This is a genomic window from Myxococcus sp. CA039A (assembly GCF_013336645.1).
GTDB classification, from domain to species: Bacteria; Myxococcota; Myxococcia; order Myxococcales; family Myxococcaceae; genus Myxococcus; species Myxococcus llanfairpwllgwyngyllgogerychwyrndrobwllllantysiliogogogochensis.
This window is the reverse complement of sequence record NZ_JABUMQ010000047.1, coordinates 21,037-44,437: the sequence shown is the minus strand read 5'-3', so window position 1 is coordinate 44,437 and position 23,401 is coordinate 21,037. Positions and strand designations below refer to the sequence as shown.

The 23,401-nt window shown below is 66.6% G+C and carries 12 protein-coding genes and 2 CRISPR repeat arrays (1 of these 14 cut by a window edge); of the genes, 10 read left to right on the top strand and 2 right to left on the bottom strand.

All coding sequences use genetic code 11. The features are described from left to right. Together HR086_RS10760 and HR086_RS10755 are read left to right on the top strand one after the other, a co-directional pair. Positions 1–2,077: beta-propeller domain-containing protein (locus HR086_RS10760; protein WP_174465535.1), on the top strand; the 2,077-nt coding region annotated here is incomplete at its 5' end. Between the two features lie 189 nt (positions 2,078–2,266). Further along, entirely contained in the window at positions 2,267–3,667 is a 1,401-nt protein-coding gene (locus HR086_RS10755) for an MATE family efflux transporter (RefSeq protein WP_174453862.1), read from the top strand. Positions 3,668–3,695: 28 nt separating this feature from the next. Here the strand turns inward: HR086_RS10755 and HR086_RS10750 are convergent, their stop codons facing one another. Further along, complete coding sequence (locus HR086_RS10750) at positions 3,696–4,409, bottom strand: esterase family protein (protein WP_174465534.1); 714 nt, start codon at positions 4,407–4,409, stop codon at positions 3,696–3,698. 317 nt (positions 4,410–4,726) lie between these two features. On the opposite strand from HR086_RS10750, the gene HR086_RS10745 reads away from it, so the two are divergent. Then, positions 4,727–5,533 carry a hypothetical protein gene (locus HR086_RS10745; RefSeq protein WP_174465533.1) on the top strand — a complete coding sequence of 269 codons (807 nt, stop codon included), beginning with the start codon at positions 4,727–4,729 and terminating at the stop codon, positions 5,531–5,533. Positions 5,534–5,624: 91 nt separating this feature from the next. Here HR086_RS10745 and HR086_RS10740 read toward each other — a convergent pair whose 3' ends face one another. Then, positions 5,625–7,133, bottom strand: a complete 1,509-nt coding sequence (locus HR086_RS10740) for an aldehyde dehydrogenase family protein (RefSeq protein WP_174465532.1) — start codon at positions 7,131–7,133, stop codon at positions 5,625–5,627. Between the two features lie 448 nt (positions 7,134–7,581). Between HR086_RS10740 and HR086_RS10735 the strand changes: the two genes are divergently transcribed. From HR086_RS10735 to cas2, 7 genes are read left to right on the top strand one after another with little or no spacing between them, the layout of a single operon-like run. Further along, positions 7,582–9,750 carry a CRISPR-associated endonuclease Cas3'' gene (locus tag HR086_RS10735; protein WP_254626276.1) on the top strand — a complete coding sequence of 723 codons (2,169 nt, stop codon included), beginning with the start codon at positions 7,582–7,584 and terminating at the stop codon, positions 9,748–9,750. Between the two features lie 19 nt (positions 9,751–9,769). After that, entirely contained in the window at positions 9,770–10,435 is a 666-nt protein-coding gene (cas5c, locus tag HR086_RS10730) for a type I-C CRISPR-associated protein Cas5c (protein WP_174465530.1), read from the top strand. Next, complete coding sequence (gene cas8c / locus HR086_RS10725; protein WP_174465529.1) at positions 10,432–12,192, top strand: type I-C CRISPR-associated protein Cas8c/Csd1; 1,761 nt, start codon at positions 10,432–10,434, stop codon at positions 12,190–12,192. Before cas5c ends, cas8c begins: the two co-directional genes overlap by 4 nt. A 41-nt stretch (positions 12,193–12,233) precedes the next feature. After that, positions 12,234–13,139 carry a type I-C CRISPR-associated protein Cas7/Csd2 gene (gene cas7c, locus HR086_RS10720; protein WP_174465528.1) on the top strand — a complete coding sequence of 302 codons (906 nt, stop codon included), beginning with the start codon at positions 12,234–12,236 and terminating at the stop codon, positions 13,137–13,139. Beyond that, a complete protein-coding gene (cas4, locus tag HR086_RS10715; protein ID WP_174465527.1) occupies positions 13,136–13,783 on the top strand; it encodes a CRISPR-associated protein Cas4 in 648 nt (215 codons plus the stop codon). The genes cas7c and cas4 overlap by 4 nt, the downstream gene beginning before the upstream one ends. Positions 13,784–13,820: 37 nt before the next feature. Next, the gene (gene cas1c / locus HR086_RS10710) at positions 13,821–14,849 is read left to right on the top strand and encodes a type I-C CRISPR-associated endonuclease Cas1c (RefSeq protein ID WP_174465526.1); all 1,029 of its coding nucleotides are present in this window, start codon (positions 13,821–13,823) and stop codon (positions 14,847–14,849) included. Next, positions 14,850–15,149 (top strand): CRISPR-associated endonuclease Cas2, encoded by a 300-nt coding sequence (gene cas2 / locus HR086_RS10705; protein ID WP_141640452.1) that lies wholly within the window; start codon positions 14,850–14,852, stop codon positions 15,147–15,149. Positions 15,150–15,352: 203 nt separating this feature from the next. Beyond that, positions 15,353–21,720: a CRISPR direct-repeat array (repeat unit 37 nt; unit sequence GTCGCTCCTCGTGACCGCGAGGAGCGTGGGTTGAAAC). A 9-nt stretch (positions 21,721–21,729) separates the two neighbouring features. Beyond that, positions 21,730–23,401: a CRISPR direct-repeat array (repeat unit 37 nt; unit sequence GTCGCTCCTCGTGACCGCGAGGAGCGTGGGTTGAAAC) (it continues 421 nt past the right edge of the window).

The following is a 23,401-nucleotide window of genomic DNA, read 5'->3' as shown; positions in this document are numbered from 1 at the left end:
CTGCGGGGATGACCCGGAGTACCCGAAGGTAGAGAACGAACCGGTGCAGCAGCAGGCCCGGCTGGAGTCCTTCGAGGACTGTGCTCCGCTGGAGCAGTACATCGAGGACACTGCGACCCGGAGGATGCGCGCGTCGCTGGAGTCGATGCGGCCTCGCAATGGCGGCTGGCTGTTCGGTGACGGCTCGATGCCGCCCAGGGCGGACGCCCCCACGGAGGGCGACGCCAGCTCGGGAGGCGGCTCGCCGCGCGGGCCGGATGACTACACGGGCACCAACAACCAGGTGGCGGGCGTGCACGAGGCGGACTTCGTGCAGAACGACGGCACGCACATCTTCGTGCTGTCCGGACCCCGGCTGTACCTGCACCGCTCCTGGCCCGCGGAGCAGCTCACCCTGGCCTCGTCGATGGAAATCCAGGGCTGGCCCCGGGAGATGCTCTACGACAAGGAGCGCAAGCGGCTGGTCATCACCTCGCAGGTGGATGACGACCGTCCGGGACGTCCCACGGTGTGGGGCGGCTTGCTCACGGGCGCGCCCGTCATGGACTGCGCGGGCTTCCGGTGCGGCTACATGGGGGGCGACACGCTGAAGGTGACGGTGGTGGACGTGTCCAACCTGTCCTCGCCCCAGGTGAAGCAGCAGGTGTTCCTGCCGGGTTCGTACCTCAGCGCCCGTCGCATGGACGGCGCGGTGCGGCTGGTGCTGTCGGACGACTTCCGCTGGCCGGCGGACGTGCGCTTCTATCCCGAGTACTCGTCGTCGCTGGAGCGCAGCAAGAAGCAGATGAACGAGGCCATCGACGCGCTCCTCGTCAAGAACGAGCAGCTCATCCGGGCGCAGACGCTGGCGGACTGGGTGGCTCCGGGCAAGCACGTGGCCGAGGATGGAACCGTCACGCCGCTGCCCGTGTCGTGCGGGGACTTCTACCGCTCCAACGCGCCCACCGGGCTGGGCTTCGTGACGGTGCTGTCGCTGGACCTGGACGCCGCGGAGGGCGCGGCTCCCCTGGGCCGCACCAGCATCGTGTCGGCGCCCGGCACGGTGTACGCGTCCACGGAGGCGCTCTACCTGGCGGCGTCGCACTGGTGGTGGTGGCCGGAGGCGAACCAGTCCGACCACACGTACCTGCACAAGTTCGACCTCAGCGAGCCGAACCGCGCGACGTACGCGGGCAGCGGCACGCTGGAGGGCAGCCTGGTGAACCAGTTCGCCATGGACGAGCACGAGGGCGTGCTGCGCGTGGCCACCACGGTGAGCACCTGGCGCGTCGACCCCACCAACAACGGCAATGACGGCGTGTCGGTCCCCAACTCGATGGAGACCCACAGCCGCGTCGTCACGTTCGGCGCCGAGGGCGGACACCTCCAGGAGCTGGGTCGCAGCGAGGACCTGGCGGCGGGCGAGCGCATCTTCAGCGCGCGCTTCGTGGGCAAGAAGGGCTACGTCGTCACCTTCCGCCAGACGGACCCGCTCTTCACCTTCGACCTGAGTGACCCGGCGCACCCGCGCAAGGTGGGCGAGCTGAAGATTCCGGGCTTCTCCACGTACATCCACCCGCTGGGTGACACGCACCTGCTCACCTTCGGCGAGGACCGAGCCGAGGACGGGACCTGGACCAGCCGCGCGCTGAAGCTGTCGCTGTTCGACGTGACGGATCTGGCCCACCCGAAGGAGGCCTTCACGCATCGGATGGGCGGGACGAGCAGCTACAGCGACGCGCAGGGCGACCACAAGGCGTTCAACTTCTTCCCCGCCAAGGGCCTGCTGGCCCTGCCCTTCACGGACTGGAACTACAACAACGGGTACGACTACTGGACGGGCTTCACGAGCGAGCTGCGCGTGTTCCGCGTGGACACGGCCACGGGCTTCACGCCGGTGGGCGCGCTGTCGATGAAGGACGTGTACCAGCGCTTCAACGAGCCCCAGTGGAGCTGGTACTGGTCGCCCTCCGTGCGCCGCAGCGTCATGGCGGACGACTATGTGTACGCCATCACCGACGCCGGCATCCGCGCGTCGAAGGTGGGCTCGCTCCAGACGCCGGTGGCCACCACGGTGTTCCAGCCGCCCGTGCGCTGAAGTCGCACCCGCATCGACGCGGGCGTGACATGACGTGATGGGTCGGGGCCCTCGGGACAGTGGATGTCCGGGGGCCCCTGTCTTTTTCCGGAGACGGTCCACCGCCCGGGCAGGTCAGGTGGGCGGGCAAAGAGGCGTCCCTCGCGATTGGCGCATTCCACTTCGGAAGGCGCTATAGGCCGGGCCGTCATGTCCACCGCCGTCGTTCCGCCACAAACCGAAGTCCGTACCCCTCTTCGCACCGAGTTCCGGGCCCTGACGAAGCTGGCGGTGCCCATCGCCATCGCCCAGGGCGGGCAGGCGCTCATGGGCCTGGTGGACACGCTGGTGATGGGGCACGCGGGCACCTCCGCGCTGGCCTCCGCGGGCCTGGGCAACGGCCTCTTCTTCGCCGTCAGCAGCTTCGGCATGGGGCTGATGATGGGGTTGGACCCCCTGCTGTCCCAGGCCATCGGCGCGCGCAACGAGTCCCGAGCGCGCGCGCTGTTATGGCAGGGCGGCTGGCTGGCGCTGGCGGCGGGCGTGGTGCTGTGGATGCTCTTGTTGACGACGCCGGGCGTGCTTCCCTGGGCGGGAATCGTCGAGCCGGAGCTGCAGCAGACGAAGGACTACCTCGTGTGGCGCGCGCCCTGCCTGCCGCTGATGCTGGCCTTCATGACGGTGCGCACGTACCTGACGTCCACCGCGAACATCCGCCCGCTGGTGGTGGCCACGCTGGCGGCGAACGTGGTGAACCTCCTGGCGGACCTGCTGCTCGTCTTCGGCGGCGCGGGGCTTCCCGAGTGGACGGGCCCGCTGCGGCTGGTGCCGGCGCTGGGCGTGGTGGGCGCGGCGGTGGACTCGGTGCTGTGCACGGCGTTGCAGCTGGGCATCGTCCTCTGGGCGGTGCGCCGCATGCCCGCGCCGGAGACGAAGCCCACGCGCAGGCCGGTGTGGACGGACCTGGCTCAGGCGGCGCGCATCGGCACTCCGGCGGGGCTGCACATCGCCGCGGAGATTGGCGTCTTCGCGCTGGCGGGGGTGCTGGCCGCGGGCCTGGGGCCGGCGAGCATGGGCGCGCATCAAATCGCCATTGCCTTCTCCAGCCTCACCTTCACGGTGGCCGTGGGCATCGGCAACGCGGGCAGCGTGCGCGTGGGCTGGGCGGTGGGCGCGCGCGACACCCCGCAGGCCCGGCTCAGCGGCTTCATGGCCTTCGCGAGTGGCGCGGGCTTCATGGCCCTGGGAGGGCTGCTCTTCGCGACCTTCCCCTTGCCCCTGGCGAAGCTGGCTGGCGCGCCTGCTGACGTGATTCCGCTGGTGGTTCCGCTCTTGATGGTGAGCGCCGTCTTCCAGGTGTTCGACGGCGTGCAGGGCGTGGGCGCGGGCGTGCTGCGCGGCGCCGGAGACACGCGCTTCACCTTCCTGGCCAACATGGTGGGGCACTACGCCATCGGCCTGCCGCTCACGTGGCTGCTCGGCTTCAAGCTGGGGATGGGCGTGGTGGGCATCTGGTGGGGCCTGTGTGCGGGGCTCATCGTGGTGGCCCTGGCGCTGCTCTGGCGCTTCCACCGCGTGAGTGCCGGCACGCTGCGCCCGCTCGAGTCCTGAGCGGGCCCGGCGCCTTGATGCCCGGCGACTACCAGGGCAGGTACTGCTGAATCATCTCCCGCCACACGGGCCAGTCGTGATTGCCGCCCTGCCAGATGGCGAGCTGGTGGGCCAGGTCCTTCTTCCACAGCAGGCTGGAGAGGTGCTCGTTGGAGCCTCGGCAGAAGTCGTGCTCGCCCACCGCGAGCACCATCTCCACGCGCTGGAGCGCGGAGAGTTGGTTGCCGTCGGTGATGTTGGGCAGCCACTGCGTGGCGGAGTGGTAGTAGACGTCCGAGTCGTGGTGGCCGTCGAGGAACTCGTCCGTCTCGAACTTGCCTCCCATGGAGATGAGCCGGCGGAAGACGTCCGGATGGCGCAGGCCCACGTTGTACGTGTGGAAGCCGCCGAAGCTGCACCCGGCAAGCGTGAGCCGGCCTCCCGTGCTCCGACTCAAGAGCAGCGGCACCACCTCGTTCAAGAGATATGCCTCCCACTCCTGGTGGCGGGCGATGCGGTCATGGGGATGGATGGACTTGTTGAACCACGACTCCTCGTCCACCGAGTCCGGGCACACGACGACGTAGCGGCCGGACTGGATGCGGTCGGCGATGGCGCCGATGAGGCCGAAGTCCTCGGCCTGGTAGAAGCGCCCCCGACTGGTGGGGAGCAGCAGCACCGGTTCCCCGGAGTGGCCGAAGAGCAGCAACTCCATGTCCCGATGCAGGCGCTCGCTGTGCCAGCGGTGGTATTCGCGGTTCATGGCCGGCAACTTAACCGCGCCGCGTCAAGGACTGGCAATGGCGTGCGGGCAGAGCGTCCGCACTACGTACGACTGAACACCTCGCGCTGAGCGGAACGAAGAGGCCTCGCGGGGCTCGGAGCCGGGGTCCGCGCCGTCCCACCCCCGTGGCGTGTCGCGGGTGGATTCGCGAGGGATGAGAAACAGACATGTCTCAAGCACGCTTCCTCGAGGGAGCGGCTGGCTTTCGTCCCCACCTGGAGGGCTGAGCGCAACTTCCACGTTTGTCGGGTGATAATCGACGCGGGGCTTTCCCGTGTTTTGACTGAGGTCCGCACATGTCCAGCGTGAGTGGTAGTTCTGGCGGCAGCAGGGGCGCAGACAGCGCCAGCAGGTCTGAGTCCTCCACCCGGTCCGAATCGACCGAGTCCGCTCGCGCGGATGCGGCGAAGGCGGATGCGGCGAAGGCCGAGGCCGCGAAGGCGGAAGCGGCGAAGGCGGAAGCAGCGAAGGCCGCCGCGGCGGCTCAGGCGGTCCAGGCCTCCCTGCAGGTGGACGCCTTCACGGCGGCGCCCCCCGCGGCCCCGGTGGACATCAACCCCCAGTTGTCGATGCTCTCGCCCACGCCCATCTCGCAGCAGGTGGTTGCGGGGCAGCCGCCGGGCTTCACCGCGGCCTCGGTGTTGTCCGCCAACCCGCTGGGACAGCCGACCTCGTTCACGGGAACCCTGAGCACCCAGGGGCTGATGGCGGCGGCCAACCGCCTCGAGACGCCGGCGATGCGCGAGGCGTGGAGCGGCGCGCAGTTGGCGGCGCAGCGGGCCAAGGACATCGCGACGGAGATGGGGTTCTCGGTCTCCAGCACCAAGCGCACCAAGACGGGGTCGATTGGTTCGAAGTCCACCTCCGACCACCACACGTCGCAGACGAACGCGTACGCCTACGACTTCCCGGCGGAGGGCACGAAGGGCACCAAGCTGGCCGAGGCGATTGCCAAGGCCTACGGCTTTCCCGTCGACCAGCTCGGCACGTACCACAAGCAGCCGTTCACCTTCCAAGACAAGGAGTACCGGGTTCAGGTGCTCTGGGGCTCGAACATCGACCACGACGACCACGTCCACGTGGGCGTTCGCAACCTGGACTGACGCGGGCGCGGTGTGTTGATGCGAGGGCGAGCGCCTCGGGGTGAGTGACTCCCGGGGGCTCGCCCTTCGTCTTTCCTGGGGCCTGGCGAGGTCAGTCCGGCCAGTTGCCTTCGATGGGATGGGGCCCGTCGGTGAAGGCTCGTACCAGGTGCGTGCCGCCGACGAAGGCGCCGGCCCAGGAGCCGCCCTTTCCGCCGAAGGACTCCTCGCGGTCTCCGCGTGAGCGCAGCTTGTTGATGCCGACCTTGAAGGCGTGGAGCCTTCCGGCGATGCGCTCGGCGAGGTCGGGGTCATCCGTCGCCACGGAGGCCACGAGCGCGCCGTTGGAGACATTGGCCTCCCGGACCAGCTCCTCCTCGGAGTCGACGGAGATCAACACGTCGATGGGCCCGAAGGGCTCGCGCAGGTACAGCTCGCTGTCGCGATGGACGCCGAAGAGCAGGGTGGGAGGCAGGTAGGCGCCTCGCTCCTGCTGTGCGGTGAAGGCGTCGTCCGCGAGCTCGCCCTGGAACAGCACCGCGGTGCCGTGCTCCCGCGCGTCGGTGATGAGGGCGCGCAGTTCCTCGACCTTGCTTGGCGAGATGAGGGGCCCGAAGTCCACGGGCGCGCCCAGGAGCGGGTTGCCGACGCGGAGCGCGGACACGGCGTCCACGTACGTCCGCACGAATTTGGGGACGAGCGACTGCTCCACGACCCAGCGCGTGTAGGCGGTGCAGCGTTGCTTGCCGAAGTCGAAGCCCGCGCGAATCTGCTGGCCGAGCTTGTCCCAGTCCGAGAAGGAGGTGACGGCGTAGGCATTCACGCCTTCCATCTCCAGGGCGTAGCGCTTGTCGGTGGCGCGCAGGCGGCGGTGGACCTCGGCGCCGTTGGCTCGGCCGCCGATGAAGGCGACCCCGGCGATGCGCGGGTGGCCGACGAGTGATTCGGAGAGGTCTCTTCCGCGTCCACCCGCGAGCGAGACAGGCAGCTTCGCGCGGCGCAGCAGGGCGAAGGCGACGGTGAGCGAGACACCGCCCCCTTGTGTCGGAATCTTCGCGATGACCGAGTTGCCCGCGAGCGTCTGGACGAGCACGTTGAGCAGCAGCACGGAGAAGGGATAGTTCCAGGAGGCGATGTTCGACACGAGGCCGAGCGGTTGCCGGCTTTCGAGCATCGGGCCCATCTGCTCCAGGTACCACTCGATGCCCGCGAGACACCGGTCCACGTCGTTGTAGGCCGTGGGCAGTGTCTTGCCGATATCCCACGCGAGGATTCGCACGAGCAGGTCTCGGTGCTCCTTGAGCAGGTCCACCGCGGCGATGACGGCGCGGCTGCGGTCCTCGAGGGAGTGGGCGGCCCACGGGATGAACTCGCCGGCGGCCTTCTCGACGCCCGTGGCGACCTGGGCGGCGTCGAGCAAAGGCAGTTCGGCGAGGACCTTTCCGTCGATGGGAGAGATGGCGTCGAACCAGGCAGGCGGACGGACCCACGCGCCCGCGATGGGAGAGAGCAGCCGTCCTTGAGAGTCGAAAGCCTCCGGGACGACCCGTCTGGCTTCAGCCAGCAGGCGGCGGCTTTCGAGGTGAAGAAGGGGCTCGCCAACGAGTTCGGTATTCAGCACGGTACACCTCCTCGCGCGTCGGGATTCGCTCTGAATCCATTGAAGCCGAGACTCATGACGAGCCGCGGCGTGGGCGGAATATCGTCACGCGCGGCCGGTCTGTCTGGGCAAGCAGGCAAGGGCCCGGCGGGACGGTGGAGACTGGCGCGCAGGGCAGACAGGGGAGCTCGAGGACGTGGCTTCTCCGTCAGTCGAACTGGACGCAGTGATCTGATGGCGGGTCCATACCCCCTGGGGAGTAGAGACGACCCATCAGGGTGATGTCATACCTCGGGCAGATGTGAGGAATTGACCGCTCCGTGGGCAGCGCGGTGACGATAAGTCATTGGTGCTGTACGGTGCTTGAGATGACCTGGGAGGTTCGGCCAGGTCATGGGGGATGGCGATGGCAGAGAATGAACCGCCGCGCGTCATGACGGCAGAGCCGCTCGCTCATGTCACGGAGACGATGCGCCCGCATCTCCTGCGTGACCACTTGGAGGCTGTCGGGAGTCTCGCCGAGGAGTTCGCGCCTCGCGAGGACATGAAGGTGCCAGCGCTCGCGACAGGGCGCTGGCATGACCTGGGTAAATACAGACGTCACTTCCAGTTCCGCATCCGGAAGGAGAATGGCTTCGAGGCGCACCTGGAGGATGTGGATGCGTCGACGGACCGAGACCATGCGACCGCTGGGGCGCTGTGGGCGCTGGGCGTGGACCGCGGTCTACTTCCCGTGGCGATGGCCATCGCGGGACATCATGGGGGCCTGTCGGACCTGGAGAAGTTCAAGGAGCGCGTCGGACGTCCGGAGAAGAAGGCACTCCTCCAGGAGGCCCTGACTCCGGGCATCCCCGAGGACCTTCGAGTGCCTCCGGCGGGGCTGTCCGTCGCGCCCCTGCTGAAGCTCCCGCCGCACCGGCTCGAGTTCTGGACGCGGATGCTCTTCTCGTCACTCTGTGATGCGGACTTCCTCGACACCGAGGCGTTCTTCGATGCCACCCGTGGCACGGAGCGGCGGGTCGGCGTGACGCTGGAGCAGCTCGCCAGTGCTCTGCGCGCCTTCATGGACCACAAGCAGAGTGGCGCCCTGGACACGGAGGTGAACCGCGTTCGTCGTGAGGTGCTCTCCGCCGTGCTCGTGGCGGCGCCGAGTCCTCCGGGGGTCTTCAGCCTCACCGTGCCCACGGGCGGTGGGAAGACGCTCGCGTCCATGGCCTTCGCGCTGGAGCATGCCCGAGCCCACGGGCTTCGGCGCGTCATCGTCGCCATTCCCTATACGTCCATCATCGAGCAGAGCGCCGCTGTGTACCGGGAAGCGTTCGGCGCGCATGGAAGCGCGGTCGTCGAGCACCACTCCGCAGTGGACCCGCTACGCGAGACGGCGCGCAACCGGGTGGCCAGTGAGAACTGGAATGCGCCGGTCGTCGTCACCACCACCGTGCAGCTCCTGGAGAGCCTCTTCGCGAACCGCCCGTCGGCGTGCCGCAAGCTGCACAACATCGCTCACAGCGTCATCGTGCTCGACGAGGCGCAGACGCTTCCGCCGGCGCTTCTGACGACCATCCTAGATGGTCTGGGCACCCTGGTGGAGGACTACGGCTGCTCGGTGGTCATCTGCACGGCGACGCAGCCCGCGCTGGGACGGCGGCCGGATTTTCCGATGGGGTTCCCAACCGTTCGGGAGCTGGTGCCGCCAGAGGTGCGCGCGTTCGAGCGCCTGCGCCGCGTGAAGGTCCAGTGGCCCAAGGGACGGGAGAAGACCTCCTACGCCGAGCTGGCCGAAGCCGTGGCGCGAGAGCGGGACGTGCTCGCGGTGGTCCACAGGCGTGACGATTCGCGTGGGCTCTATGAGCAGGTGGAGGCCCTGCTGGGGAACCCTGGGACGACGTTGCACCTGTCCGCGCTGATGTGTCCGGAGCACCGCTCGTCGGTGCTCGCGCGCATCAAGGCACTCAAGCAACGCGGCGAGCCCGTGCGACTGGTGGCGACCCAGTTGGTGGAGGCGGGAGTGGACCTCGACTTCCGCGTCGTCTACCGGAGCATGGCGGGATTGGAGGCGCTCGCTCAGGCGGCGGGGCGGTGCAACCGCGAGGGCCTGTTGGAGGGGCTCGGGGAGCTGCGCGTCTTCGAGGCGGAGACGGAGCCTCCTCGCGGAGTCCTCCAGACGGCGCTGGGCGTCGCCAGGACGATGCTGACGCAGCGGCCGGACCTGGACCTGTTCGCGCCCGAGAGCTTCAAGCGCTACTTCGAGCGGCTCTACGCCACGGCGGTCAGCGACGGCAAGGGCATCCAGGACATGCGCAAGGCACTGCGCTTCGAGGCGGTCTCCGAGCACTTCAAGCTCGTGGAGGACAAGTGGAGCGCTCCCGTCATCGTGCCCTACGCGGGCTGCGAGCCGCTGCTCGACGCGCTTCGGAAACTGGGACCCTCGCGAGACCGCTTGCGGGCCTTGCAGCGCTTCACGGTCACGGTGCCGCGCAAGGTGCGCGAGGCATGGGTGTCGCGCGAGCTGGCGCGGTTCGTCGCGGACACCGTGGTGTTTCTCGGGCCGGAGCATGGGCCCGCGTACGACGAGAAGTTCGGCCTGGTGCCGACCCGGGTGGGGATTCTCGACCCGGGAGTGCTCATCCCCGGTTGATGGACTTCTGGAGGTGTGGATGAAGACAGCAGCGAGCAGACGGTTCCGCGTGCGTGCCAGCGGGCCCATTGCGTGCTTCACGCGGCCGGAGATGAAGGCCGAGCGGGTCAGCTATGAGGTCATGACTCCCTCGGCGGCGAGAGGCGTGCTGGAGGCCATCCTATGGAAGCCGGCGATTCGCTGGCACCTCCATGAAATCGCCGTCCTGGCGCCGGTGAAGTGGACGAGCTTCCGTCGCAACGAGGTGAACAGCCGAGCGGTGGTGGGGAAGTTCGACTACGCGGCGGACGAGGACCGCGCGCAACGCAACACGGTGGCGCTGCGTGACGTGGACTACGTCATGACCGCGTCCTTCACCCTGGTGCCCGGAAAGGTGGGCGCCGAGGACAACGTCCGCAAGTTCGAGGAGATGTTCGAGCGGCGATTGGAGAAGGGACAGTTCTTCCATGCGCCGTACCTGGGGTGCCGCGAGTTCGATGCCCGGGTGGAGCCCGCGGGGGAGGACTTGAGTCCCTCGGAAGAGGGGCTGGGGCGCAGACCGTTGGGGCTCATGTTCTACGACTTCGCCTTCGGTGACGCGGGCGCGGCGACACGGCCCCTGTTCTTCGATGCGTACCTGGACCACGGCGTGCTCCAGGTGCCGACGTGGGACCAGGTGCTGGAACGCAATGGAGGTCCGTCATGATGCTCACGGCGCTCAACGACTTCGCGAAGGAGCGGGGACTCCTGGATGACCCGCTCTATGAGAGGAAGGCCGTGGACTTCCTGATTCAGCTGAGTCCGGAGGGGAAGTTCCTGGCCCTGGTGCCGACGCAGGATGAGCGGGGACGGGGACGTCCCGTGCTCATTCCCCGCATCCCGCCGCGCTCGGTGAACATCGCTGCGGGCTTCCTGGTGGACAACTCGAAGTACGTGCTGGGGCATGAGGAGGAAGAGCCCTCCACGCGCACGGGAAAGGCTGGGAAGGGCGCGGTGCGCTTCGCGGCCTTCTTGACGCTGCTACGCGAGGCCGTAGCCCAGACAGACGTGCCCGAACTGCGCGCTGTGGAGGCGTTCCTCGCGAACGAGAAGGCGCGTGCGAAGGCCCTCGCGGAGCGGTCCGAAGACGAATGGACGGGGGCGGAGATGCTCGCCTTCGTTGTCGGGGACTCGGCGTCTGTGCACCAATTGCCGGAGGTTCGCGCGTGGTGGGAGCGACGAGGGGAGCAGGCGGCGTCGGTTGGGAGGACTGGACTGTGCTTGGTGACTGGCAGGACTGCTGTGCTGGTCAAGACTCATCCTAAGCTCAAGAACGTTCCACAAACGCAAGGCGCGGGGGCGCCATTGGTGTCTTTCAATGCGGACACTTTTGACTCCCATGGACTCAAACAAGGAGAGAATGCTCCCATCTCGCAGCAGGCTGCGCTGGGTTGCATGCTCGCGTTGAATCACCTGCTTCAGAGAACTGAGGAACGTCACTACCGACAGGGTATCAAGCTAGGGGAGGACTCGGTGCTGGTGTTCTGGACGAACAGCACCGCGGAGCAGGAGAGCCTGCTGCTCAACTGGGTGGACCCGACGGAGGCGGATCTCCGGCTCTTCCTCGAGGCACCCCTGCGCGGACTGGAGCCTGGGGAACTGGACGAACGAATCTTCTACTCTGTGACGCTTGCGGGCAACTCTGGCCGCGTCGCCGTGCGCGATTGGTTCCGGACAAGTGTCGGCGACGTGAAGAGGAACCTCCGTCGCTACTTCGATGACCTACGCCTGGGCGAAGCGAAGACCGACCATCCCATCCCGGTGTGGCGACTGCTCAAGGCCGTGGAGGCGCCATCGGGCAAGGAGTTGTCGCCGGATCTCGCCACCCGGATGACGGGCGCCGCGCTCCGGGGACATCCGTTCCCGCACCAGCTCCTCTCGGCATGCCTGGACCGACTCCGGCTTCCCCCCGCCGAAGGGACACTGGAGCACGAGCAGCTCCGTCTCCGTGTTGCGCTCATCAAGGCCACCCTCATTCGTAGCCGTGCCTTTTCTCAGGAGGTCACTGTGTCTTTGGACAAGGACAGCCGGGTCCAACCTTACGTTCTGGGTCGTCTCTTCGCTGTGCTGGAGCGCTTGCAGATCGCTGCGCTGGGAAAAGACCTCAACGCCACCATTCGGGATCGCTACTTCGGTGCGGCCTCTCGGAATCCTGTCGCTGTCTTCCCTCGGCTCCTCCAACTCTCCGTGCATCATCTCTCAAAGGCAGAGGCAGAGAGGAAGGGTTCGGGAAAATGGCTGGAGAACATCAAGGGTGAAGTGGTGACTTTGCTCGATTCAAAAACCTTCCCGCGATTCCTCCATCTGGAGGAACAGGGGCTTTTTGCCGTGGGCTACTACCACCAACGCGAGGCACTTTTCGCCAAGCGTTCTCCTTCCGAGGCCCAGTCCTCGAACGATGAATCTTCTGACTCCGCCGATTGATGAGTTTTTTGCTTCCACGCATGCCCGAGAGCGAGAACGCCATGACCGAACTCAGAAACCGCCACGATTTCGTCCTGCTGTTCGATGTCCAAGACGGCAATCCCAATGGTGACCCCGACGCGGGCAACCTGCCGCGCATCGACCCGGAGACGGGCCATGGGCTGGTGACCGACGTGAGCCTCAAGCGCAAGGTACGCAACTTCATCCAGCTCACCCAGGAGAAGAAGCCAGGGTTCGACATCTTCGTGAAGGAGAAGGCCATCCTGAACGTGTCCATCAACGACGCATACAAGGACCTGGGAATCGACCTGAACGAGAAGCCCAAGGACGGCAAGAAGCGCAAGGATGCGGGTAAGGCCCAGGGCTCAGAGGTCGAGAAGGGACGCGACTGGATGTGCAAAACATTCTTCGACGTCCGCACCTTCGGCGCCGTCATGTCCACGGGTGCCAACGCGGGGCAGGTGCGAGGACCCGTGCAGCTCACCTTCGCCCGCTCGGTGAGTCCCATCGTCTCGCAGGAGCACGCCATCACACGCATGGCCGTTGCCAGAGAGGAGGATGCAGAGAAACAGGGTGGAGACAACCGCACCATGGGGCGAAAGAGCACCGTGCCCTACGGGCTGTATCGCGCACACGGCTTCATCTCCCCGCACCTCGCGAAGCAAACGAAGTTCAACCAGGTGGACCTGGAGCTGTTGTTCAAGGCCTTCGCGAACATGTTCGAATTGGACCGCAGCGCCGCGCGCGGACTGATGTCCATGCGCAAGGTCATCGTCTTCAAGCACGGCTCCGAGCTGGGCAATGCGCCCGCGCATGCCCTGTTCGACCGCGTCCGGATTGCTCCCGTGCAGCCGGAGAAGCCCGCTCGGGCGTTCACGGACTACTCGGTGACGGTGGACACGGCGAAGCTGCCCGAAGGCATCGAGGTGATGGACCTGGCGGGATGAGTGACACCCGTGAGACGTGGGTGGCGCTGTCCGCCTTGCAGCACCTGCTGTTCTGCGAACGGCAGGCCGCGCTCATCCATGTCGAACAACTGTGGCGGGAGGATGTGAACACCGCGCTGGGTCGGCTGCTCCATGAGCGGGTGGACCTTCCCGGTCATGATGCCCGGCCGGGCCGTCGCGTGGAGCGTGCGGTTCGACTGGGCTGTTCACGGCTGCGACTCACGGGCCGCGCGGACCTGGTCGAGTACCACCCGGACCCCGCCAGCCCCACCGGCTGGCGGCCGTACCCTGTGGAAGTGAAGCGTGGGCGGCGGAAGTCGCACGACGCGGACGCCGTGCAGCTCTGTGCCCAGGCGCTGTGTCTGGAGGAGATGCACGGCGTCGCTGTCCCCGAGGGCGCGCTCTTCTATGGCGCGCAGCACCGGCGACAGGCTGTCTCGTTCGATGTGCGACTTCGGGCTCGGACGGAGGAGGCCATCGCGCGGATGCACGAACTGTTGGAGCGGCGCGATGTGCCCGTGGTGCCGAAGGCGCCGAAGTGCGAGTCGTGCTCGCTGGAGCCGCTGTGCCTGCCGCACGTCACGGCGGGACAGCGGCGCGTTGCCGAGCACTTGCGGCGGATAGTGGAGTCCGTGGACCTCTGAAGAACGGGCTTTGGCGTGTCACTGGCGGAGGGCAGACATGACGACCGCGCTCAATACGCTGTTCATCACCGTGGAGGGCACCCGTCTGAACAAGGAGGGCGAGCGCGTGGTGGTGACGATTCAGGACGAGAAGAAGGCGGAGGTGCCTTTACGGCATCTGCGCTCGGTGGTGTGTCTGGCCCGCGCGTGGATGACGCCGGAGCTCCTGGAGAGTTGCGTGGAGGCGGGGATTCACGTGTCGTTCTTCGGGATGACGGGACGGTTCCTGGCGCGAGTCGAGGGGATGCCTGGCGGCAACGTGCTCTTGCGGCGCGCGCAGTTCCGTGTGGCGGATGACGGGGTTCGCACGCTGGCCATCGCTCGGGCGATGGTTGTGGGGAAGTTGGGGAATGCTCGTCAATTCCTGCTGCATGCGCGTCGGGATGCGGTGGAGGAGCGGAAGGCGGCACTGGAGGAGGCGGCTCGTCGACTCTCCGGGCATCTTCGTGCGCTGGAGCGGACGGAGGACCTGGAGCAGGTGCGAGGGCTGGAGGGCATCGCGGCGCGGGACTACTTCGAGGTGTTCCCGGACTTGCTGAAGGGGGACGCTCGGCGGTTCGTGTTCGATGGTCGGAACCGGCGGCCTCCGCGGGACCCGCTGAATGCGCTGCTGTCCTTTGGGTATGCCTTGCTGGTGCAGGACTGCGCGGGGGCGCTAGCGGGCGTGGGGTTGGACCCCGCGGTGGGGTTTCTCCATGAGGACCGGCCTGGGCGGCTGTCACTCGCGCTGGACTTGATGGAGGAGCTCCGCGCGCCCGTGGTGGACCGGTTGGTCTTCTCCCTGGTGAACCGGGGACAGCTCAAGCCGGAGGACTTCAGGACGGAGGCGGCGGGAGCGGTGATGCTCAAGGACGACGCGCGCAAGACGTTCCTTGTGGCGTACCAGGGCGCGAAGCAGGCGGAGGTCCAGCATGTGTTCCTGGGGCAGCAGACGAGCTGGGGATTGGTTCCCCATCTGCAGGCATTGCTGCTGGCTCGGGCGCTCCGGGGCGAGCTGGATGGCTATCCTCCGTTCGCGGTGCGCTGAGTGAGAAAGGTCACCGTGCTCGTGTGTTACGACGTCCGGGTCTCCGACGCGGAGGGGCCACGGCGGCTCCGGCGGATTGCTCGGGCGTGCAAGGACCATGGCGTCCGGGTGCAGTATTCGGTCTTCGAGTGCGTGCTGGAGCCGAAGGACTGGGTGGTCCTGCGCGCACGGCTGCTCGCGGAGCTGGATGATGCGAGCGACAGCCTGCGGTTCTATTTCCTGAGCGAAGATGTCGCTCGGAAGACGGAGCATCATGGCGCGAGGATTCCACTGGATGTTGAGGGACCGCTCATCCTCTGAGTTGCTCGCGTGCCCTGAATGGGGCGCGCGGACCTGTGCTGGTGTGGGCTTCGTCGGAGGTTCGCGTTCTTTGAAAGCTCCAATAGTCTTCAGAGGTTGCGCGGGGTTTGGAGCCGCCGACTCGGGCCGGGTGACTCGAGTGGAGCCAGGTTCGCGCGAAGCGGCTGGATTCCCTTGGAGTTCTGGTAACTTGGAAGGGCAGAGTCGCTCCTCGTGACCGCGAGGAGCGTGGGTTGAAACTGGTTCACACAAGCCGAGTGGGTGAACAAACGTGGTCGCTCCTCGTGACCGCGAGGAGCGTGGGTTGAAACCCTCCTGGCAGCTCCGCGTCGGCATACGGCTCGTCGTCGCTCCTCGTGACCGCGAGGAGCGTGGGTTGAAACCCTCCTGGCAGCTCCGCGTCGGCATACGGCTCGTCGTCGCTCCTCGTGACCGCGAGGAGCGTGGGTTGAAACAATCCAAACCCATACGTGAGAGTTACTGGTACTGGTCGCTCCTCGTGACCGCGAGGAGCGTGGGTTGAAACAACAAGACGCCCTCGGAAGTGCGCCACGCGGGCCAGTCGCTCCTCGTGACCGCGAGGAGCGTGGGTTGAAACCAGATGCGGTAGTCCACGGGAAGTCGGCACCCCGAGTCGCTCCTCGTGACCGCGAGGAGCGTGGGTTGAAACTTAGCGTTCATCACCTGTCTGTAACCTCGTGTTGGGGTCGCTCCTCGTGACCGCGAGGAGCGTGGGTTGAAACGAGAACCTAAAGAAAACCGCCGCTGAACTGGCCGTGTCGCTCCTCGTGACCGCGAGGAGCGTGGGTTGAAACTGGCCGTCCCTCTCCTGGTACGAGGAGCATCCGGAGTCGCTCCTCGTGACCGCGAGGAGCGTGGGTTGAAACCCTGAGGAGGACGCATGACGACCGAGCCCCGACGTCGCTCCTCGTGACCGCGAGGAGCGTGGGTTGAAACACCACTGACGTCTGGGATGTCGAGCCGCAGGAGGTCGCTCCTCGTGACCGCGAGGAGCGTGGGTTGAAACGAGCACGCGGCGCAGATGCCATCCACCAGCTTGGTCGCTCCTCGTGACCGCGAGGAGCGTGGGTTGAAACATTCGCATCGAACCTTTCGGCTCGGATAGCCCGACCGAGTCGCTCCTCGTGACCGCGAGGAGCGTGGGTTGAAACAGCAAGGCGGCGGGATTCCCTGCCGTCGTGAAGGGTCGCTCCTCGTGACCGCGAGGAGCGTGGGTTGAAACAACGAGTGGAGACGCCCGCGCCTGCGCCGGACTGTCGCTCCTCGTGACCGCGAGGAGCGTGGGTTGAAACACAGTCTACGATTGCGTTGCGGAACGGATGGGCGTGGCGTCGCTCCTCGTGACCGCGAGGAGCGTGGGTTGAAACCGAGGATGCGGCCCGGCTGGGTCTCCCCGAGGCAGTCGCTCCTCGTGACCGCGAGGAGCGTGGGTTGAAACCGCACATCGGTGGGCCGAATGAAGGCACCAGATGTCGCTCCTCGTGACCGCGAGGAGCGTGGGTTGAAACGACACGAAGGGGAGGCCCGCGTCCTGGCGAATCAGGTCGCTCCTCGTGACCGCGAGGAGCGTGGGTTGAAACGACCGCGGAACTGATGCCGTCCCAGAGGTCGGAGAAGTTGTCGCTCCTCGTGACCGCGAGGAGCGTGGGTTGAAACATCGGGATGCGGTCGCGGCACCGGGACTTGGACAGTCGCTCCTCGTGACCGCGAGGAGCGTGGGTTGAAACACATCGCAGTACAAGCCGGGCACGACGCCGTACACGTCGCTCCTCGTGACCGCGAGGAGCGTGGGTTGAAACGAGAGGAAGAGGCCGCTCGCTGAGAAGACGATGTGGTCGCTCCTCGTGACCGCGAGGAGCGTGGGTTGAAACCCGGTGTGGATGCTGGAGGAACTTGCCGTTGTCGTCGCTCCTCGTGACCGCGAGGAGCGTGGGTTGAAACAAGGCCACCGCCGAACTCTTCCAGTTCGGGGCGGTCGCTCCTCGTGACCGCGAGGAGCGTGGGTTGAAACAACGACAACTTGTTGAGTTCGGCGCGCACGTAGGTCGCTCCTCGTGACCGCGAGGAGCGTGGGTTGAAACGTGGTGTACCCCACGCCCTCAAGCACCGACACGGTCGCTCCTCGTGACCGCGAGGAGCGTGGGTTGAAACCGAAGCGTACAAGAGCGCGATGGGCGACCTCGGCCGTCGCTCCTCGTGACCGCGAGGAGCGTGGGTTGAAACGCTTCGTGCTGGCCGGACGCACGTTGGAGGTCCTCTCCAATGTCGCTCCTCGTGACCGCGAGGAGCGTGGGTTGAAACCGAACCAGGTCGCTCCAGGTCGTGAAGCTGCCCCAGTCGCTCCTCGTGACCGCGAGGAGCGTGGGTTGAAACCTGGAGCCGGTCCGGTGAACTCCCTCGTCGGACAGTCGCTCCTCGTGACCGCGAGGAGCGTGGGTTGAAACCGCCGACAACGCGTCCGGTGTCGCAGCGACTTGTCGCTCCTCGTGACCGCGAGGAGCGTGGGTTGAAACGTGCGGTGGTGGACTCGGCCGCAGTGGACCCGCCGTCGCTCCTCGTGACCGCGAGGAGCGTGGGTTGAAACAGCACCTGTCGCCACTCCGGAGCCGTAGCCATGTCGCTCCTCGTGACCGCGAGGAGCGTGGGTTGAAACGCGTCTGCCTCGGTGATGTCGTGCAGGCGCTCGGTCGCTCCTCGTGACCGCGAGGAGCGTGGGTTGAAACCTCCGAGGTACACCATGCTTCGCCCGTATAGGCGTCGCTCCTCGTGACCGCGAGGAGCGTGGGTTGAAACTCTCTCCAAGCGGCGGCACGGTCCGCGCGCCACAGTCGCTCCTCGTGACCGCGAGGAGCGTGGGTTGAAACACCGTTGGCCTTGCGCAGCATGCTTTGCGACGTCGTCGCTCCTCGTGACCGCGAGGAGCGTGGGTTGAAACCGGACCGCCCAGCCCTTCTGGGTCATGCTCAACAGTCGCTCCTCGTGACCGCGAGGAGCGTGGGTTGAAACGTGTCGTGCCTCTGCTGGCGGCCGTCGACCGTGGTCGCTCCTCGTGACCGCGAGGAGCGTGGGTTGAAACGTCGTGGAGCCGCATCTACACAGCAGCGGACGGCGTCGCTCCTCGTGACCGCGAGGAGCGTGGGTTGAAACCCCAGCGGGACTGGAGTTGGCCGAGGCGCTCCTTGGTCGCTCCTCGTGACCGCGAGGAGCGTGGGTTGAAACGTCTTCATCCAGGTCGAAGCCAGCGGGGAGGCGTGTCGCTCCTCGTGACCGCGAGGAGCGTGGGTTGAAACTCAGCGGCGGCACTCGCGGGGCTGGATGCAGTCTGTCGCTCCTCGTGACCGCGAGGAGCGTGGGTTGAAACACCGCTCGGGGACAGCACCGTTACGGCCATGGGGTCGCTCCTCGTGACCGCGAGGAGCGTGGGTTGAAACTTGTTGGCGATGTCGGCGGCCGAGCAGATGGGCGGTCGCTCCTCGTGACCGCGAGGAGCGTGGGTTGAAACTGCGCGGATGGGTGGCCCCGCCGCCGCACGCAGTCGCTCCTCGTGACCGCGAGGAGCGTGGGTTGAAACCGAGTCTCCGTCGCGAACACGGTTGAATTCGCGTTGTCGCTCCTCGTGACCGCGAGGAGCGTGGGTTGAAACTCGTACGGCTCAAACCTCCCGCTCCCGCAGCGCGGTCGCTCCTCGTGACCGCGAGGAGCGTGGGTTGAAACAACCCCTCGCGGATGAGCGTGGCCTCGGAGCCCGTGTCGCTCCTCGTGACCGCGAGGAGCGTGGGTTGAAACCTGGAGAACGTCGCCGAGTTTCTCACGTGGGGTCGTCGCTCCTCGTGACCGCGAGGAGCGTGGGTTGAAACGTCGAACTCTCCGGAGCGGCCGGAGGGTTGGAGTCGCTCCTCGTGACCGCGAGGAGCGTGGGTTGAAACCCGAGTCTGACGGACGACGAGGCACAGGCCGCGTCGCTCCTCGTGACCGCGAGGAGCGTGGGTTGAAACCGCGATGCGCCAGAGCGTCTTCTCCGCGAGCGGCTGTCGCTCCTCGTGACCGCGAGGAGCGTGGGTTGAAACCTACGCACGGCACCGGGCGCCAGCGTCGCGCTCGTCGCTCCTCGTGACCGCGAGGAGCGTGGGTTGAAACATCGACTCGGTGGCGGGCCCGCTGACGATGTCGTCGCTCCTCGTGACCGCGAGGAGCGTGGGTTGAAACCGCGCTTACCTGTGCTTGCGTGGGTGCCATGTCGTCGCTCCTCGTGACCGCGAGGAGCGTGGGTTGAAACGGGTTCCCGGTGACGCGCCCGGAGGTGAGGGTGGTCGCTCCTCGTGACCGCGAGGAGCGTGGGTTGAAACCTCATTTGCGGCTGCATAGAACGGGATTCGATGTAGTCGCTCCTCGTGACCGCGAGGAGCGTGGGTTGAAACCTCACCATGTCTCCCGTGGACCGCCAGCTGTAGTCGCTCCTCGTGACCGCGAGGAGCGTGGGTTGAAACGAGGAGTTTCTCTCCGCGAAGCATTCGGAGGAGGTCGCTCCTCGTGACCGCGAGGAGCGTGGGTTGAAACGCCCTGTCATGCGTCCTCCCCCTCGTCTGGCACGGTGGTCGCTCCTCGTGACCGCGAGGAGCGTGGGTTGAAACTTCCCGTGCCCCGTCCGTGACGCGAGAGGCGGGGAAGTCGCTCCTCGTGACCGCGAGGAGCGTGGGTTGAAACCCCGAGGAGAGTCACGAGACCTACGCGCGCCGGCGTCGCTCCTCGTGACCGCGAGGAGCGTGGGTTGAAACTACTCGGTGGCCGAGCACTGCGTCCGAGTCAGCCAGGTCGCTCCTCGTGACCGCGAGGAGCGTGGGTTGAAACCTTCTCCTTGAGTTCGGACGCCTTGAGGCCCGCGGTCGCTCCTCGTGACCGCGAGGAGCGTGGGTTGAAACATGGGTGATGCTCCTTGGGGTGGTACGTCTGAGTCGCTCCTCGTGACCGCGAGGAGCGTGGGTTGAAACACAGCATCACCGTGGGGTCGATGCTGCGCCCGGTGTAGTCGCTCCTCGTGACCGCGAGGAGCGTGGGTTGAAACCCGAGCAACCGGAGGAGGTCGATTCGGCCAAGTGTCGCTCCTCGTGACCGCGAGGAGCGTGGGTTGAAACCTCCAGTGCTGCGTGTGAGTCGCGCGGTGGGGTGTCGCTCCTCGTGACCGCGAGGAGCGTGGGTTGAAACCCGGCGCCGCTGGGTACACGGCCGGAGTGCAGAGTCGCTCCTCGTGACCGCGAGGAGCGTGGGTTGAAACCAGCAGGCGACCCCGACGCAGCGTGGGCGAGTGTCGCTCCTCGTGACCGCGAGGAGCGTGGGTTGAAACTACCTGTGCCGGGGGATGGGATGACCCTCCGCTCGTCGCTCCTCGTGACCGCGAGGAGCGTGGGTTGAAACATGTTGCCGGACGCGTGGTACGCCGGGGAGGGCAGTCGCTCCTCGTGACCGCGAGGAGCGTGGGTTGAAACTTCGTCACGATGCCGGCACTGGCGTTGAACCGCAGTCGCTCCTCGTGACCGCGAGGAGCGTGGGTTGAAACAACAACCGCATCCGGACCAAGTCCGGCGTCACAAGTCGCTCCTCGTGACCGCGAGGAGCGTGGGTTGAAACAGGGTGTCGGTGCCCTCGCAGCATGCGCGGCGGAGGTCGCTCCTCGTGACCGCGAGGAGCGTGGGTTGAAACTGCCGGCACCACATCCGCAACCGAACCCGTGTCCTGTCGCTCCTCGTGACCGCGAGGAGCGTGGGTTGAAATACCATCTCGGGCGCGGCAGGCTCGGGCATGACTGTCGCTCCTCGTGACCGCGAGGAGCGTGGGTTGAAACCAGTCGAAGTCCTGCCACGGAGGGACGATGGAACGTGTCGCTCCTCGTGACCGCGAGGAGCGTGGGTTGAAACGTAGTACGCCCGGCCCGGCTCATCACCAACCTCGAAGGTCGCTCCTCGTGACCGCGAGGAGCGTGGGTTGAAACCTCACGTCGTACTACGGCGAGGACGCCACGAGTGGTCGCTCCTCGTGACAGCGAGGAGCGTGGGTTGAAACCGGGGAAGAAGACTGCGAAGCCCGCAGGGCCGAAGTCGCTCCTCGTGACCGCGAGGAGCGTGGGTTGAAACGTGATGCCGAGGCTGTGTTGCGGAAGGCGGGGCGTCGCTCCTCGTGACCGCGAGGAGCGTGGGTTGAAACGGAGTCGACGACCCGATGACCCGAGCCGGCGCGGGTCGCTCCTCGTGACCGCGAGGAGCGTGGGTTGAAACCCTCTCCAGGTAGCAGACTGTTCGAGAGCCTGGTCGCTCCTCGTGACCGCGAGGAGCGTGGGTTGAAACCAACCGACAATCTTCGTCGTCGACGCCGATGAGGTCGCTCCTCGTGACCGCGAGGAGCGTGGGTTGAAACACCGACTACAGCCCGACCAACTGCGACTAATGCGGTCGCTCCTCGTGACCGCGAGGAGCGTGGGTTGAAACAACCCGGCGCAGCTCCACGTAGCGGAGTCCAACAGTCGCTCCTCGTGACCGCGAGGAGCGTGGGTTGAAACTCGAATCCAGGGACGTTCTCCTCGTTCGAGTAGCGTGGGTTGAAACGAGGATCGCGGCGAGGATGTGGGATTCGGGCGTCTCGTCGCTCCTCGTGACCGCGAGGAGCGTGGGTTGAAACTGGGACTTGGTCCTCGGCATCGAGTTGGCCGGGTGGTCGCTCCTCGTGACCGCGAGGAGCGTGGGTTGAAACACCGTCACGGCGCCGGAGTAGTGCCGGGTCAGGTTGGTCGCTCCTCGTGACCGCGAGGAGCGTGGGTTGAAACCGGTGGAGCCTCCAGCTCGCGGAGGCCCACCAAGGTCGCTCCTCGTGACCGCGAGGAGCGTGGGTTGAAACACCGCCACGTCGTAGAGCTTCTTCGCGTGGTTGTCGCTCCTCGTGACCGCGAGGAGCGTGGGTTGAAACGACTCGGAGTACGCCACCCGCGTGGAGGTGGAGAGTCGCTCCTCGTGACCGCGAGGAGCGTGGGTTGAAACCTGGCGTGCCGCTCGCGACGTGGGAGTACACGGTCGCTCCTCGTGACCGCGAGGAGCGTGGGTTGAAACCTTTGCGCTGCTATCAGTACTGGTACGTAGCCGTCGCTCCTCGTGACCGCGAGGAGCGTGGGTTGAAACAACGACGTGTTGATTACGCGCCTCCACCCGGGAGGTCGCTCCTCGTGACCGCGAGGAGCGTGGGTTGAAACGATGAGGTGACGACGGCAGCCCGCTACCTCGGCCAGGTCGCTCCTCGTGACCGCGAGGAGCGTGGGTTGAAACATCGGGCGGGTCGCTGGGGCCGCTGACGCCGCACGTCGCTCCTCGTGACCGCGAGGAGCGTGGGTTGAAACGCATGCCCAGTTGTGGACCGCGCCACCTTCGGGGTCGCTCCTCGTGACCGCGAGGAGCGTGGGTTGAAACTGGCGAAGCTGGACCCGGTGCCCACCACTCTCGGAGGTCGCTCCTCGTGACCGCGAGGAATGTGGGTTGAAACGCCATCCACGCGCGGTAGCAGTCGAGCTCAGTCGTCGCCCCTCGTGACCGCGAGGAGCGTGGGTTGAAACTCCCAGCACGCATAGCGGTGGCGCAGGAACCCCGTCGCTCCTCGTGACCGCGAGGAGCGTGGGTTGAAACATGGAGCTGCCGGACGCGCTGCGCGAGCGCCGCGGTCGCTCCTCGTGACCGCGAGGAGCGTGGGTTGAAACATGGAGCTGCCGGACGCGCTGCGCGAGCGCCGCGGTCGCTCCTCGTGACCGCGAGGAGCGTGGGTTGAAACGTCGCACCGACGAAGGCAGCCACCTGCCGGGCGAAGGTCGCTCCTCGTGACCGCGAGGAGCGTGGGTTGAAACTCCGCAACCTCATCGCCAAGCCCAGGGCGGAGCTGGTCGCTCCTCGTGACCGCGAGGAGCGTGGGTTGAAACAGACCATGTCCGAAGAGGACGCCGACGCCCTCGTGTCGCTCCTCGTGACCGCGAGGAGCGTGGGTTGAAACAACACCACCAGCCTCGACTACCCGCTGGAGCCCAGTCGCTCCTTGTGACCGCGAGGAGCGTGGGTTGAAACGCCAGCGAGCCCTCACGGCGCCTGTCCCGCTCTCGTCGCTCCTCGTGACCGCGAGGAGCGTGGGTTGAAACCCGCTCCCGGTCATCCCGAGCAGCATCAATACTTCGTCGCTCCTCGTGACCGCGAGGAGCGTGGGTTGAA

What these genes read in the sequence shown, in the direction of transcription:
- HR086_RS10745 (WP_174465533.1), top strand. Translation starts at nt 4,727, where the DNA reads ATGTCCAGCGTGAGTGGTAGTTCTGGCGGCAGCAGGGGCGCAGACAGC.
- cas1c (WP_174465526.1), top strand. Translation starts at nt 13,821, where the DNA reads ATGACGACCGCGCTCAATACGCTGTTCATCACCGTGGAGGGCACCCGT.
- cas5c (WP_174465530.1), top strand. Translation starts at nt 9,770, where the DNA reads ATGAAGACAGCAGCGAGCAGACGGTTCCGCGTGCGTGCCAGCGGGCCC.
- HR086_RS10755 (WP_174453862.1), top strand. Translation starts at nt 2,267, where the DNA reads ATGTCCACCGCCGTCGTTCCGCCACAAACCGAAGTCCGTACCCCTCTT.
- cas8c (WP_174465529.1), top strand. Translation starts at nt 10,432, where the DNA reads ATGATGCTCACGGCGCTCAACGACTTCGCGAAGGAGCGGGGACTCCTG.
- HR086_RS10750 (WP_174465534.1), bottom strand. Translation starts at nt 4,409, where the DNA reads ATGAACCGCGAATACCACCGCTGGCACAGCGAGCGCCTGCATCGGGAC.
- cas4 (WP_174465527.1), top strand. Translation starts at nt 13,136, where the DNA reads ATGAGTGACACCCGTGAGACGTGGGTGGCGCTGTCCGCCTTGCAGCAC.
- cas7c (WP_174465528.1), top strand. Translation starts at nt 12,234, where the DNA reads ATGACCGAACTCAGAAACCGCCACGATTTCGTCCTGCTGTTCGATGTC.
- HR086_RS10735 (WP_254626276.1), top strand. Translation starts at nt 7,582, where the DNA reads ATGCGCCCGCATCTCCTGCGTGACCACTTGGAGGCTGTCGGGAGTCTC.